Raw genomic sequence first — 13,077 nt, forward strand, 5'->3', positions numbered from 1 at the left:
TCCCTTCTAGATCAACCAGGGCGAACGAAGGAGCCAGTGGCTTGTCCATAGAAACTCCCCCTCACATCCGAATCAAGATCAACCCAGCAAACAACAAGAGCAAGCAAAGGCGTTGCATCCATGATAAGCGCTCGCGGTATATCAAGATCGACAGCAGTGCGACAACCAAACTGTTGGTGGCGAAAATGGGAGCGATGATACTTGCCGGCCCTTTTGACAAAGCGATGGAATAGATTTGCAATCCAGCGAACGAGAACACGCCTGCGCCAAGACCCCACCACCAGCCGATTGCCCGGGTTCGTGGTGGCTCGGGGCGGTCGCGCAGGATGCTGATGCCAAACCAAGCGATTCCCACCACATAGCTGACGAATAAGATGGTGGCGCCTGGCAGGTGAAGCTCTTCCGTGATTTTGAGACCGCCATTGCGCAAGAAAAAGAGGAGCGTTGCTGTTAACACCAATCCATACCATGAGATATTGCGGATTCGTAAGTTTTCGTTGGGGTCAATCGGCAACAGAGAAATTGCAGCCACCAGCAGAATCACACCGATCATCTCAGTCCAAGAGATGGTTTCCTGATAGAACAAGATCGACATAATGACGGTGAGCAAGATGTTGCTGTTCGTCAAAGGAGCGGTCAAACTAGCGGGTCCCACTTCTAGTGCTTTCATGAACAACAGATTGCCCGCGGCGGAACCGATGCCGATCACTAATCCGAATAACAGCACGGGCCAAGTGAATAACGTTGCCTCCGTATGCAACATCCACCACAAAAAGCCCATCGCCCCGCTGACATATAAGCCGAGCAGCAGATAATTGTTGGATCCTTTATGGTGGGAACTGATTTTCATCATAAAACCCGCCAAGCCGAAGGTGAGTGAACTGAACAGTGCAAGTATGAACCACATGGAGCGATAATCCTTTCTGTGTCGGTTCGTGCCAATGATAATGCGGTTGCTTGCGACAACGATTCCATGATAACGTGACTCAATAATCACGTCTACCAGTAGGAGACTCTTTCTTATTCTTATATTTGGGGGCGGCAAATATTTGCGCACCGGGCGGGAGTTGACAACACCTAGGGTGGACAGGCATGCTAAAAAATAAAAGAGAGTGGGGGGAAAGATTGTGCAATCAATAGATGGATTGTTGCAAGAAGCATACGATTTTGTCGGCCAGCGGCTACCGAAAGAAACGTTTAGGGATGCGGAACATCCGAACAACCGCCTGTTAATCGGGGTCACCTGTCTGCGGGTCGGGGCAGTAAATGTGGCTTACCGCTTGTTTGAATCGATTGCTCAGGAAGGTCCGAAGGAGAATGCCAACCATCACTTCGCTTATGTGCGGAGTTTGGTAGAGATGGCTGAAATCGATGCTGAAAACGAACGCTACTCGCAGGCGGCTGAACATATGGCCACGGCGTTGGCTGAATACCCGGAATCGATGGGATATATGATGAGCAGGGTTCATCTGGAAGTGTATTTGACTTATTACCAATACCAAGCGGGCAGAAAAGACGAAGCGCTGTCGGGTATCGCTGCGCTTTGCGCGCGTGAGGAGCAAGCCTTTCGGGAGATGGAGCTCAGAGATGCAAAGGCTTTGGTTGGCCCCGGCTTGTGTTATGCGTTGCATCAGTGGGCTTTGTTCTATGCGATGGAGGGAGATTGGGATCGCGCATATGAAAAAGCGAAAAGCATGATTCCGTACGCTACTTCCGTCGATGAAGCCGGCGTGGAGCAAGCAGAGCGGTTACATCGGGAAGGAAATGGCGAGGCGGCTATGAACCGTTTGATTGAAGCGGTACGATATCGCGATGGAGAATGAGAAAGGGGGCGGAACATGGCGGCGGGGATCATCGCAGAGACCACGGTCGGTTTGAAAGATTGGGCGGTAGCTGTTGAAGCATTGGGTTCAGGCAAGCAAATTCTGGTCTTGCGCAAAGGGGGCATTGCCGAGGAGACTCGCCATTTTACCGTCCAAAGTGATCGGTTTTATTTGTTTCCGGCATATGAACATCAAAAAGAAGAGCTGTTGAAGCCCGAATATCAGGGAGGAATCGCAGAAACCCGCAAGGAGTGGACGGATGGGCAACAAATGGTGACCATCAAATATTTCGCCGTATTGCATGAGGATATCGAAGTGCGCGATGAAGAAGTGTTACTGCGCTTGTCCCCCTATCATATCTGGAATGACCGGTTTGCGACGGAGCGGTTAAAGTGGAAGAAGAAACACCCGCTGCATGTGTTGCTGTTGCGAGTGTACAAACTGGAACAGCCCTTTGTCATTCCAGTTCGCGACGCGTATTTTGGTTGCAAATCGTGGCATCAATTGCCGGAAGAGCTACACGGATTGAAAGGAGTTCCCGTTTTGTCGGATGAGGCGTTTGAAAGCGAAGTGAAAGCGATCAAAGCCGCATTGGTTTAAGCTTTTCTTTTGTTGGCAACTACATGAAAACGGACTCCAGATTGGCGGAGTCCGTTTTTTAGGCGTTTTGTAAGGAGTTTACTTGATTTTCAAATTCAAGCAATAGTTCTTCCAATGTCATTTGGTTTTCCAAATACAACTGAACCAGCTCTAGGAAAAGGGTGTTTTTGTCCTCAGGCAGATTCAATGTTTCCAACAGCTCGTTGAATGGGTCAAAATCACGAGCTAAGATATGTATGCTGTTTGATTGAAATAAGGTTTCCAACTGACTTGTCTTATGATAAATATCTTTGACCATTTTAAGTATAATGCCGATGAGGTGTTTTTTTTGTTGATCCATTCTAACTCCCTTTCTTCTTTCTTTATAATGGTACTAAAGGGTATTATAACAGATTAAATTGAAATTCTGCACTTGATTTCGGTTAACTTGCCAATTAGGAGGGGTTCAATCCATGAAAGCAGTCGTGATCAAAGAAAAGGGCGGGGCGGAGCAATTAGAGATTAAAGAAATCGCCAAACCCATATGCAAAGAAGATGAATTACTCGTTCGTGTGAAAGCGACCGCCGTGAACCGCGCCGATATCGCCCAACGGGAAGGCGCATATCCGCCGCCTCCTGGGGCGAGTCCCATCTTGGGGTTGGAGTTGGCCGGGATTGTGGAGGAAGTGGGGGAAGCATGCCAGGACAGATGGGCGGTAGGAGACAGGGTGTTTGGACTGCTATCGGGCGGGGGGTATGCGGAATATGCCGTATTGCCTGGTGTGCTGGCGCTCCCAATTCCGGAGTCGTTATCTTTTGAAGAAGCGGCCGCCATTCCCGAAGTGTTTTTAACCGCATATCAGTGCTTATTTTGGATCGGGCGTCTGCAAAAAGGGGAAAAGGTGTTGATTCACGCTGGCGCCAGCGGGGTGGGTACAGCTGCGATCCAGTTGGCGCGGGCGACTGGGGCCGAAGCGTTGGTCACTGTCGGTTCGGAGGAAAAGCGGGATTTCTGCTTACGTTTGGGAGCCAAACATGCATTCAATTACCGCGAAGGGAATTTTTCCGACAAGGTGTTAGAAGCTACCGATGGCCAGGGCGTTGACGTGGTATTGGATTTTGTGGGTGCCCCTTATTGGCAACAAAACCTGAGTGTGCTGAAGATGGATGGCCGCTTGGTCTTCATCAGCGCGCTGGGTGGTACCAAGCTGGACCAAGCTTCCATCGGCGCAATTTTGCGCAAGCGCTTGACAATTACCGGCACGACTCTGCGCTCCCGTTCATTGGCGTATAAAGAAGCACTTAACCGTGATTTCGCTTCGTTCGCGCTTCCCCGGTTGGTCAGCGGAGAATTAAAGCCGGTCATTGATACCGTCTATCCGTTGTCAGAAGTGCAAGAAGCCCACCGCTATATGGAACAGAATAAGAACAAAGGCAAGATTGTGTTGCGAATAGAAGATTGATTTGGTTTTTTCTCTTGCTCCAAGCAGTGGCCTCCTGTTTGCATTTTTTTCCGGAAAGAGAGAAACTAGGGTGGACACCCTGCGGTTTCATCAGGGTCATCTTGGATCAGGAGGTGGCGAGCATGGTGGAGCGAGGAATTGAACAAGCGCTACTTGAATACAAGGAAGGACTTGGCCGGTTGGCGAAGCATCTTCCTGAAGTGGCGCACGCTTATAATCAGTTTACTGGGGCTTGCTTCAGTGAAGGCGCCTTGTCCCTGAAGGAGAAACACCTCATCGCCTTAGCACTGGGCGTGTTCTCCAATGACGAATACTGCATCGTTTATCACACCAAAGGTGCGGTGGACAATGGGGCGAGCGAACAAGAAGTGTTGGAAGCAGCTGGAGTGAGTGCCGCGTTTGGGGGCGGCATGGCGATGTCCCAAGCGGTGACGGTTCTGCTTGAGGCGCTTGATGAATTGAAAGGAAAATGAGTGGATCGATCCGGTTTCGGTATGGAACCGGATCGATCATTTTTATTTAGATGAAAATATGTTATCAAGAAAAAAGTTTTGTTTCACTTCTACAATTAACAGGGGAGGTTTATAAAATTTAAAAAAACAACAACAATTCGAGAAAGTCAATTGATGTTATGGTAGGATTATTAACTTTTTTAAAATAGAGAAATGCTTGTTGACAAGGGGGAAAGTCCAGAGTACGATGGGAAAGGAATTGCGCATACGCAAAAATGGCTCCAAATCGGTTTAAGTTTAGCCATATTGGGGAATAAGGGCTTCCGGGAGAATGAATTAACAAGAGAAGCCCGGGGCGTTCCGTGTTGAGCTACTCTATGGTAGTTTGCGTTTGATTACCGAGAGTAAGGGAGTTTGAGCACATGCTAAAACGAGATCAAGCCGGCTATTTGTTTGAACGCAAGATTACCCCTTTCATCATTCCGAAAGAGCAAGTGGTAGTCGTTGATCCGGATTGGTCACTGGAAAGGGCGCTTCTAGTATTGACACGCAAGGGGACGAATTCGGTTCCTGTGATCAATAAGGTGGGTCAAGTAGAGGGTCTGATCAGCAAAACAGAAATACTTGATTTCATGTTTAAAATCAGCCAAGGAAACGAAATTGACTTCAGCCAACTTAGCAAGTACAAAGTGCAGGAAGCGATGAACAAAAACCATTCTGGCATTCTGGCCAACTCGATTTTTTCATTCGCCTTTGAGGTGTTGATCAATCGATCATATATTCCCATCATTGATATAAAAGGGATGTTTGTGGGGATTTTGACCAGAAAAGTCATGATGGAACAAGTGATTGAATATTTCAAAGAAGAATATATGAATACAGTGGCAGATCAAATTTAACGCCTGAAAGACCAGGAGAGAAGATGGGGTAAAGGAAAACCGCTCCAATGTGATTGGGCGGTTTTCTCTAATCTGCTGCATGTTTTTCTACATAAAGAAAATAAAAAAGAATAAACATAAAAAATAATAAGTGCCATGCATTTGTTCAGTTTTTCACTTCCACAAACAGGTCATCCAACAGTTGATGCTGATGGCACTGCTGGAAAAACTGGCTCAATTCTTGCCAAAGTGCAGCTTCTTGTTGCCGTTCAGTAATTTGCGCAGTCAATTTGACGTATTGTAGCCACCCAAAGAAGGAGAAGGGGATGAATGGAAAAGAAAAGTCCTCTTTATAACAAGACATCAGGATGGGTTCCAACTCGCGGTAAGCACTTTTCAGAATGGTGATTTCAAGCGTTTCCGGTAGTTTCGCTGCGGCGTGTACCAAGGGGCGCTGTTTTTTCCAAATGTGGAGCATGCGTTTTTTTAGGAAGCTGTTGCGGTATCTGTCTTGATCCTTTGGATCGAGTGGGACGCGAAAAGAAGGTTTATTTTCACGTGCCTTGTTTTCATAAAAAAAGGATCGTTCAGACTTCTTGTAGGGGTCGGCATTCAACGCTGCTGAAGAGGTTTTTTTGCTTAAAAAATCAACCGGTGAAGCAATAGATTTCAAAATGGAAAGATGGCCTCTCGACAATAGCATATTGTTTTTTTCCATAACTATTCCTCCTACAAGTGCACTTCTGCATCAGACGAACAAGTGGTAAAAATTAAAAAAACGAATGAAGACAGAATAAAATGATAAAAAAGATGAAAGGCGTTCAAATCGCGCCTTCTATAGAATATTCTGCCTTAAAAATGTGTTTTAAGCAAGTGAATATCAGCTTAATTTCGCCTGATATTTGAACAATTCTTAGATATTTTTTTCAGTAAGGTTTATCTATTTTCGTAATATAATGTAAAATGCGAGCGGTCTAAATTGTGGTTTGTAAATGTCTCATCATATATTTCCGTATGCAACGGGAAAATTCCTGTTTTCCCTAAAATTAGGAGAGTGAGGGAGTCGGTTATAGTAAAAATATTGGAATTTACAGGGAAGTTGTTGCTGTTGATGGGTTTGGCAACTGTTTTCTCTATGCCGTTTATGCTGAACACCAGCAATGCGAACTTTAGCCTCGCCGGACAGGATGTCGCTCTCATCCTGGCGGTTTTCTCCATGTATGGATTGTTTGAACGGCGTCGGGGATGGGAGCTCGGCTTGCGGCAACGAGATGGATGGGTGCGATTTGCCGAAGGGGCCGGGTTTGGTATGGCGCTGATCAGCATAGTAGTGCTGATGATCTTTGTGTTTGGGGGAGCCCGGATCATTGAAGTGAGATTTACCCCTCCGGTATTGCAGAGCGCATGGCAAACGCTGATTTTGTTCCTGTTGGTGGGATTATCGGAAGAATTGATGTCCCGTGGGTATGTACAAGGCTTGCTTCGTCATCGGTTTAACAAGTGGGTGGCATGGGGTGTTTCGGCGCTGGTCTTCGCACTGCTTCACGGGTTCAACCCCGGGGTTTGGAGTCACGGGTTTCCCATCTTTAATCTCATTTTGGTGGGCGTGCTGTTTAGCGTCTATCGGGATGTGTCAGGCGGATTGTGGGCGCCTATCGGCTTTCACTTCACGTGGAATTTTTTCCAAGGGCCCGTATACGGATTTAAGGTGTCGGGGTTGGAAATGCAGTCGTTTTTGCAAATCAGGTCGCAAGGCGGGCTTTTTTTGTCGGGCGGTGCATTTGGCCCGGAAGGGAGTGCTGCTTGTACGATCGTTTTGCTGGTGGCTACTTCATGGCTCATCTGGAGAGAACGAAATACACAAACCGCAGTGCCATCATAAAGCTGCGGTTTTCTTTTTTTTGACAAATGTGTTAGTGTCGATACGTAAGAACCGCGAAAAAACCTCCCCGCAATTGCCATGGTTATCCCAGGTTCATGGCTTTTCCTTTTTGCTGGAGGTGGATTTGGCGGTGCCTGGGGCAGGTATTTCGAAGGAGTTTGTTTGCGGGAGAGGAACGTACCAGCCTTCACCGATGTGGCGATACGACGACTTGTTTTTCTTGTGCAACGGACAGAAATCGCATCGGCCGCCCGGCCGTTTTTCATAGCATGCGAGGCAACGGATTGGTTTCATGAAAAAACTCCTTTCTTGGACAGCAAACGGATACGGACGATTGCGAATATAACAAATTCCTCGGCTGGAGAGTGAAGCGCGAGAGGGGAAGATATCCTAATATCAAGGATTTCCGCGGAACGTGTGAAACTTCGCTTGCTATAGGGATATGTGTGAAGTAAAATAAAATGAGAATCACATGATAATCACTCTAATTTAGTCAGTGGGTGGTAGAAGGTGGTTCTGGCATAACACACCCATGGTTTTTATTCCACTTTATTTTACCATCCATGGGTCCGCAAATCATATCTCCAGAAAATAATCCCGCACCAACCGGCAGGAGATATATAACGAATGAACGATGGAGGAATGAAGATGTCGAAAGCACCAAAACTGACGATAAAGAACTTGCACGCTTCCGTTGATGGGAAAGAGATTTTGAAAGGGGTGAACCTCGAGGTCAAAGGTGGCGAAGTGCATGCTATCATGGGTCCGAACGGAACCGGTAAAAGTACGCTGGCATCTGCGTTAATGGGCCATCCGCGTTATGAGGTGACGCAAGGGGAAGTAACTTTGGACGGAGAAAACCTGCTGGAGATGGAAGTGGATGAGCGCGCCCGTGCAGGCCTGTTTCTGGCGATGCAGTACCCGGCAGAAGTGAGCGGGGTGACCAACTCCGACTTTTTGCGTAGCTCGATCAACGCTAAACGCGGCGAAGGTAATGAGATTTCCCTGATGAAATTCATCCGTGAGCTGGATAAGAAGATGGAACTGCTCGAAATGGATGAGAAGTTCGCGACCCGGTACCTGAACGAAGGTTTTTCCGGTGGGGAAAAGAAACGGAATGAAATTTTGCAAATGATGATGCTGCAACCCCGCATTGCCATTATGGACGAAATCGACTCCGGTTTGGATATCGACGCGCTCAAAGTGGTAGCCAAAGGGGTAAACTCGATGTTGAGCGATGAGTTGGGTGTGTTGATGATCACCCACTACCAACGTTTGCTGAACTACATCAAGCCAGATTATGTGCATGTATTCATGCAAGGGCGCATCGTGAAATCGGGTGGACCGGAATTGGCGGAGCGTTTGGAAGCAGAAGGCTACGATTGGGTCAAAGAAGAACTGGGCATTGAAGACGAGACCGTCGGTCAAAAGGCGTAAGGGGTGGTGCATAAGATGAGTGTAGAAACCTGCGTGCTTTTTGATGAGAGCGTTGTGAAAGGAATTGCCGCCAAAACGCAAGAACCGGCTTGGATGCTCAATGCCCGCCTGGAAGCTTTGAAAGATATCCCCAATTTGCCTTTACCAAAACTGGAGCGTACCAATATCGACCGTTGGAATTTCACCAACTTTACGCCATTCACTGAAGAAGCGGCGATCGGTTCGCTTACTGAGTTGCCCGAAGATGTGCAGGAGTTCATCTTTGACAATGAGCAAGCCCATGTCATGGTTCAGAAAAACGGAAGCGTTATTTTCCGCCGCTTAGGCGATGACTTGGCTGAACAAGGTGTGTTGTTCACTGATTTGGCTAGTGCGGCGCGGGAAAACGAAGCGTTGGTGAAGAAGTTTTTCATGACTGACGGCATCAAACGGGATGAACATCGCCTGTCGGCGCTTCACGCGGCTTTAAACAGCGGTGGCGTCTTCCTCTATGTGCCGCGCAATGTGGAAGTGAAGGTGCCGATTCAAGGGTTGTTCTGGCTCGCCGGTGAGAAAGCGGCGATGATGCCTCATATCATCATTGTGGCGGAAGCCAACAGCCGCATCGACTTTGTAGCCAATTTCATCGCTCGTCCCGGTGATGAAGCGGCGTTTAACAATAGTGCGATCGAAGTGTTCGTCAGCGACGGGGCACGTGTGCGCGTGGCGACGGTGAGTAGCCTTGGCAAAGAGACTGTCGATGTCATTTACCGTCGTTCCCTTGTTAGCCGTGACGGCCAACTGGAATGGATTGTAGCCGACTTGAGTGAAGGTCGCGTCATTTCTGATAACACCACACACTTAAAGGGCGAAGGTGGCACGGTAAATGTGAAAACCGTCGTGTTGGGCACGGATGAGATGAGAGCCAACGTTACTTCGTCCATTCATCATTGGGGTCGTCACACGGCCAGCGACATCAATGCGCGTTCGGTGATGAAAGATTCGGCTACCAGCATTTTGAACAGTATCACCAAGATTGAAAAAGGGGCGAGTAAGTCTGACGGCCAACAGTCAGGCAAGGTATTGATGTTGAGCCCAGATGCCCGGGGGGACGCTAACCCGATTCTCTTGATCGATGAGAACGATGTGACTGCAGGGCACGCTGCGAGTGTAGGGCGGATCGATCCGACCCAACTTTATTATTTGATGTCCCGCGGAATCAGCCGCCGCGAAGCTGAAAAGTTGATCATCCGCGGGTTCCTGGATGCGGTGGTTTCCCAAATTCCTTCTGAAAGCCTGCAAGCCAGCATCCATCGCCTGATTGAAAGGAAGCTCCAATCATGAACGGCCTGAAACGGGATTTCCCGATATTGCGGCAAGAGGTGAATGGGCACCCGCTCGTATACTTGGACAGTGCCGCGACCTCGCAAAAGCCCTTGCAAGTGATTCAAGCGTTGGAAGAGTATTATCGCGGATACAATTCCAATGTGCATCGGGGTGTTCACACCCTTGGCTCCAAAGCGACGGACGCGTATGAAGGGGCGCGCGAAAAAGTGCGCCGCTTTGTGAATGCTCGCTCCGTGAAGGAAATAGTTTTCACGCGTGGCACCACCACGGCGCTCAACTTGGTAGCTGCAAGCTACGCCAAACCACGCTTGCAAGCTGGGGATGAAATCATTTTGACCCCGGCTGAGCATCACAGCAACCTGATTCCCTGGCAACAAGTAGCCAAGGCGACTGGCGCGACGCTGAAATATTTTCCGCTTGCAGCGGATGGTACACTGGAGATGGGGAAAGTGAAAGAGATGATCACACCCCAAACCAAGATCGTCGCGATGCAACATGTGTCCAATGTGCTGGGAACGGTACATCCGATCAAAGAAATTGCCCAGCTCGTTCATGCCCAAGGCGGCGTCATCGTGATCGACGGCGCGCAAAGCGCTCCCCATTTGAAAGTGGATGTGCGGGAGTTGGATGTGGACTTCTTCGCTTTCTCTGGCCACAAGATGTGTGGGCCGACCGGAATCGGGGTGCTGTACGGCAAGGAAGAGTTGCTGGAGCAGATGGAACCGATCGAATTTGGTGGCGAAATGATCGATTATGTGGATCTGTATGATGCCACGTGGAAAGAGTTGCCTTGGAAGTTTGAAGGGGGAACGCCGATTATCGCCGGCGCCATCGGTTTGGGCGCAGCCATCGATTATTTGGAAGCGATCGGACTTGATAAGATCGAAGAGCACGACCGGAAGTTGGCCAGCTATGCAGTGGACCGCTTAAGCCAGATTGAAGGGTTGACCATCTATGGTCCGCGTGAAGGACGGATGGGTGTGGTCACTTTCAATTTGGGCGACGTTCATCCCCATGATGTAGCGACGGTGCTCGATGCGGAGGGCATCGCCGTGCGGGCTGGGCATCATTGTTGCCAGCCGCTCATGCGCCAATTGCAAGTGACGGCCACCGCCCGGGCGAGTTTTTATCTATACAACGATGAAGCCGATATTGACCTGTTGGTAAAAGGTTTACAAAAAACAAAGGAGTACTTTGGACATGTCATTAGATGATCTGTATCGCCGGGTGATAATGGATCATTACCAACGCCCGCGCAACCGGGGACGGATCGAAGATGGGGCGGTCACTGTTGATCTGAACAACCCCACTTGCGGTGACAGCATCTCGTTGCAAATGCGCGTGGAAGACGGTGTGATCCAAGATGCGAAGTTTTTGGGAGAAGGATGCTCCATCAGCCTGGCTTCCGCTTCGATGATGACGGAAGCGGTGATCGGATTGTCACCGGAGAAAGGGTTGGAGCTGGTTGACCTTTTTTCACGCCTCATGCAAGGGGAAGAAGTTGACATGGAACAGTTTCCACTTGAGGATATTGAGGCATTGACAGGAGTGGCCAAATTCCCCGCGCGGATCAAATGTGCGACTTTGGCCTGGAAGGCATTGGAGAAAGGTTTGAAAGAAAAGCATTGACCTGATGGAAGGAACGGGATCGCCCTTGTGCGCAGGACGACTGGTTCAGCACAAAAGGGCCCCGGCTCCTGATGGCATATGGATAAACGAAGAGGAGGAGAAGGCCGTGGCACAAAACATTCCCGAGATATCGGAATACAGGTACGGTTTTCGTGATAAGGACGTCTCGGTTTTCCGGTCCAAAAAAGGGCTGAGCCGCGAAGTAGTGGAGGAGATCTCCCGCATGAAAGGCGAACCCGAATGGATGCTGGAATTCCGTTTGAAGGCATTGGAGCAATTCTACAAAATGCCCATGCCGGAATCAACCAACAGCAAATGGTTCTCCCTGTTGCCGGGAAACCTTGATGAACTGGATTTCGATGACATCACCTACTACGTTAAACCATCCGAGCGGCAAGGACGTTCCTGGGACGAAGTGCCGGATGAGATCAAACAAACCTTCGACAAGCTGGGCATTCCCGAGGCGGAACAGAAGTTTTTGGCTGGGGTGTCTGCGCAATACGAGTCTGAGGTTGTATATCACAACATGCAAAAAGAGTTGGAAGAGCAAGGGGTTATCTTCTGCGACACGGATACCGCTTTGCGCGAGTACCCAGAGCTGTTGAAAGAGTACTTCGGTACGGTTGTTCCGATTACGGACAACAAGTTTGCCGCATTGAACAGTGCGGTGTGGAGCGGTGGAAGCTTTATTTATGTCCCCAAAGGAGTACGTTGCGAAGTGCCGCTACAAGCTTACTTCCGTATCAACTCGGAGAACATGGGGCAGTTTGAGCGGACACTGATCATCGTGGATGAGGGTGCGTTTGTGCATTATGTGGAAGGTTGTACGGCGCCGATCTACAGCACGGACTCCCTGCACAGCGCAGTAGTGGAGATCGTGGTAAAAGATAACGCGCGTTGCCGTTACACCACCATCCAAAACTGGGCTCCCAACATTTACAACCTGGTAACCAAGCGGGCGGTGGCTCATGCAGGCGCCCATATGGAATGGGTCGATGGCAACATCGGTTCGAAATTGACCATGAAATATCCCGCTGTCATCATGAAAGGGGAAGGTGCCAAAGCTGACATTCTGTCCATCGCTGTGGCCGGAAAAGGGCAGCACCAAGATGCAGGTGCGAAAGTGGTCGCCTTGGCTCCAAACTGCACATCCACGATCATTTCTAAGTCGATCAGCAAACAGGGCGGTAAAGTGACTTACCGCGGTTTGACGGCATTTGGCAAAAACGCGGAAGGCTCCAAAGCCAATGTGAAATGCGATACGCTGATCTTGGATGACCAATCCACATCGGACACGATTCCGTACAACGAGATCAAAGCGGACAATGTTACGCTTGAACACGAAGCGACCGTGTCCAAAGTGAGCGAAGAGCAGCTCTTCTACCTGATGAGCCGCGGGTTGTCAGAAAACGAAGCGACGCAGATGATTATCATGGGCTTCATCGAACCGTTTACCAAAGAATTGCCCATGGAGTACGCTGTGGAGATGAACCGCCTGATCAAATTTGAGATGGAAGGCTCTATCGGTTAATCGCAAATGAGTTATGCAACTCCCCGCCTGAACCCAGCGGGGAGTATTTGTTTATGCAATCGCCAAAGAAACCAATC

General features: G+C 49.1%; 16 protein-coding genes (1 of these 16 running past the window's edge). 11 read left to right on the plus strand and 5 right to left on the minus strand.

Annotated elements, in window-relative coordinates; all coding sequences use genetic code 11:
* Both NYR52_RS02365 and NYR52_RS02370 read right to left on the minus strand, forming a co-directional pair.
* Positions 1-49 carry the beginning of a TlpA family protein disulfide reductase gene (locus NYR52_RS02365; protein WP_132219515.1) on the minus strand. The gene continues 377 nt to the left of window position 1, outside the view, so 49 of the gene's 426 nt are visible here — the first part of the coding sequence; it begins with the start codon at positions 47-49; its stop codon lies off the left edge, out of view.
* Between the two features lie 12 nt (positions 50-61).
* Positions 62-907: an EamA family transporter gene (locus NYR52_RS02370; RefSeq protein ID WP_259436199.1), complete on the minus strand. Its 846-nt coding sequence runs from the start codon at positions 905-907 to the stop codon at positions 62-64.
* Positions 908-1,127: 220 nt separating this feature from the next.
* On the opposite strand from NYR52_RS02370, the gene NYR52_RS02375 reads away from it, so the two are divergent.
* Together NYR52_RS02375 and NYR52_RS02380 are read left to right on the plus strand one after the other, a co-directional pair.
* Positions 1,128-1,823, plus strand: a complete 696-nt coding sequence (locus NYR52_RS02375) for a hypothetical protein (RefSeq protein ID WP_259436200.1) — start codon at positions 1,128-1,130, stop codon at positions 1,821-1,823.
* A 15-nt stretch (positions 1,824-1,838) separates the two neighbouring features.
* The gene (locus NYR52_RS02380) at positions 1,839-2,423 is read left to right on the plus strand and encodes a DUF1802 family protein (RefSeq protein ID WP_259436201.1); all 585 of its coding nucleotides are present in this window, start codon (positions 1,839-1,841) and stop codon (positions 2,421-2,423) included.
* Positions 2,424-2,481: 58 nt separating this feature from the next.
* Here the strand turns inward: NYR52_RS02380 and NYR52_RS02385 are convergent, their stop codons facing one another.
* Positions 2,482-2,763, minus strand: coding sequence for a hypothetical protein (locus tag NYR52_RS02385; protein ID WP_022738529.1), 282 nt, complete (start codon positions 2,761-2,763; stop codon positions 2,482-2,484).
* A 112-nt stretch (positions 2,764-2,875) separates the two neighbouring features.
* Here NYR52_RS02385 and NYR52_RS02390 point away from each other — a divergent pair, with 112 nt between their 5' ends.
* The 3 genes from NYR52_RS02390 to NYR52_RS02400 all read left to right on the plus strand — a co-directional run bounded on the left by NYR52_RS02390 (position 2,876) and on the right by NYR52_RS02400 (position 5,216).
* Entirely contained in the window at positions 2,876-3,865 is a 990-nt protein-coding gene (locus tag NYR52_RS02390; protein ID WP_132219519.1) for an NAD(P)H-quinone oxidoreductase, read from the plus strand.
* Between the two features lie 122 nt (positions 3,866-3,987).
* Positions 3,988-4,338, plus strand: coding sequence for a carboxymuconolactone decarboxylase family protein (locus NYR52_RS02395; protein WP_022738532.1), 351 nt, complete (start codon positions 3,988-3,990; stop codon positions 4,336-4,338).
* A 401-nt stretch (positions 4,339-4,739) separates the two neighbouring features.
* The gene (locus NYR52_RS02400; RefSeq protein WP_022738535.1) at positions 4,740-5,216 is read left to right on the plus strand and encodes a CBS domain-containing protein; all 477 of its coding nucleotides are present in this window, start codon (positions 4,740-4,742) and stop codon (positions 5,214-5,216) included.
* A 145-nt stretch (positions 5,217-5,361) separates the two neighbouring features.
* Here the strand turns inward: NYR52_RS02400 and NYR52_RS02405 are convergent, their stop codons facing one another.
* The gene (locus NYR52_RS02405) at positions 5,362-5,913 is read right to left on the minus strand and encodes a hypothetical protein (RefSeq protein WP_132219520.1); all 552 of its coding nucleotides are present in this window, start codon (positions 5,911-5,913) and stop codon (positions 5,362-5,364) included.
* A 336-nt stretch (positions 5,914-6,249) separates the two neighbouring features.
* On the opposite strand from NYR52_RS02405, the gene NYR52_RS02410 reads away from it, so the two are divergent.
* A complete protein-coding gene (locus NYR52_RS02410) occupies positions 6,250-7,077 on the plus strand; it encodes a CPBP family intramembrane glutamic endopeptidase (protein WP_132219521.1) in 828 nt (275 codons plus the stop codon).
* A gap of 93 nt (positions 7,078-7,170) precedes the next feature.
* On the opposite strand, the gene NYR52_RS02415 is transcribed toward NYR52_RS02410, so the two are convergent.
* Positions 7,171-7,371 (minus strand): hypothetical protein, encoded by a 201-nt coding sequence (locus NYR52_RS02415; protein WP_054095688.1) that lies wholly within the window; start codon positions 7,369-7,371, stop codon positions 7,171-7,173.
* A gap of 354 nt (positions 7,372-7,725) precedes the next feature.
* On the opposite strand from NYR52_RS02415, the gene sufC reads away from it, so the two are divergent.
* From sufC to sufB, 5 genes are all read left to right on the plus strand, one after another.
* Positions 7,726-8,514: a Fe-S cluster assembly ATPase SufC gene (sufC, locus tag NYR52_RS02420; protein WP_029072113.1), complete on the plus strand. Its 789-nt coding sequence runs from the start codon at positions 7,726-7,728 to the stop codon at positions 8,512-8,514.
* Positions 8,515-8,529: 15 nt separating this feature from the next.
* The gene (gene sufD / locus NYR52_RS02425) at positions 8,530-9,837 is read left to right on the plus strand and encodes a Fe-S cluster assembly protein SufD (RefSeq protein WP_022738541.1); all 1,308 of its coding nucleotides are present in this window, start codon (positions 8,530-8,532) and stop codon (positions 9,835-9,837) included.
* A complete protein-coding gene (locus NYR52_RS02430; protein WP_022738542.1) occupies positions 9,834-11,054 on the plus strand; it encodes a cysteine desulfurase in 1,221 nt (406 codons plus the stop codon). The genes sufD and NYR52_RS02430 overlap by 4 nt, the downstream gene beginning before the upstream one ends.
* Positions 11,041-11,469: a Fe-S cluster assembly sulfur transfer protein SufU gene (sufU, locus tag NYR52_RS02435; RefSeq protein ID WP_022738544.1), complete on the plus strand. Its 429-nt coding sequence runs from the start codon at positions 11,041-11,043 to the stop codon at positions 11,467-11,469. Before NYR52_RS02430 ends, sufU begins: the two co-directional genes overlap by 14 nt.
* A 106-nt stretch (positions 11,470-11,575) precedes the next feature.
* A complete protein-coding gene (sufB, locus tag NYR52_RS02440; protein WP_022738545.1) occupies positions 11,576-13,000 on the plus strand; it encodes a Fe-S cluster assembly protein SufB in 1,425 nt (474 codons plus the stop codon).
* Positions 13,001-13,077 lie beyond the last annotated feature (77 nt).

The organism is Laceyella sacchari, from assembly GCF_024927925.1.
Classification (GTDB): Bacteria; Bacillota; Bacilli; order Thermoactinomycetales; family Thermoactinomycetaceae; genus Laceyella; species Laceyella sacchari.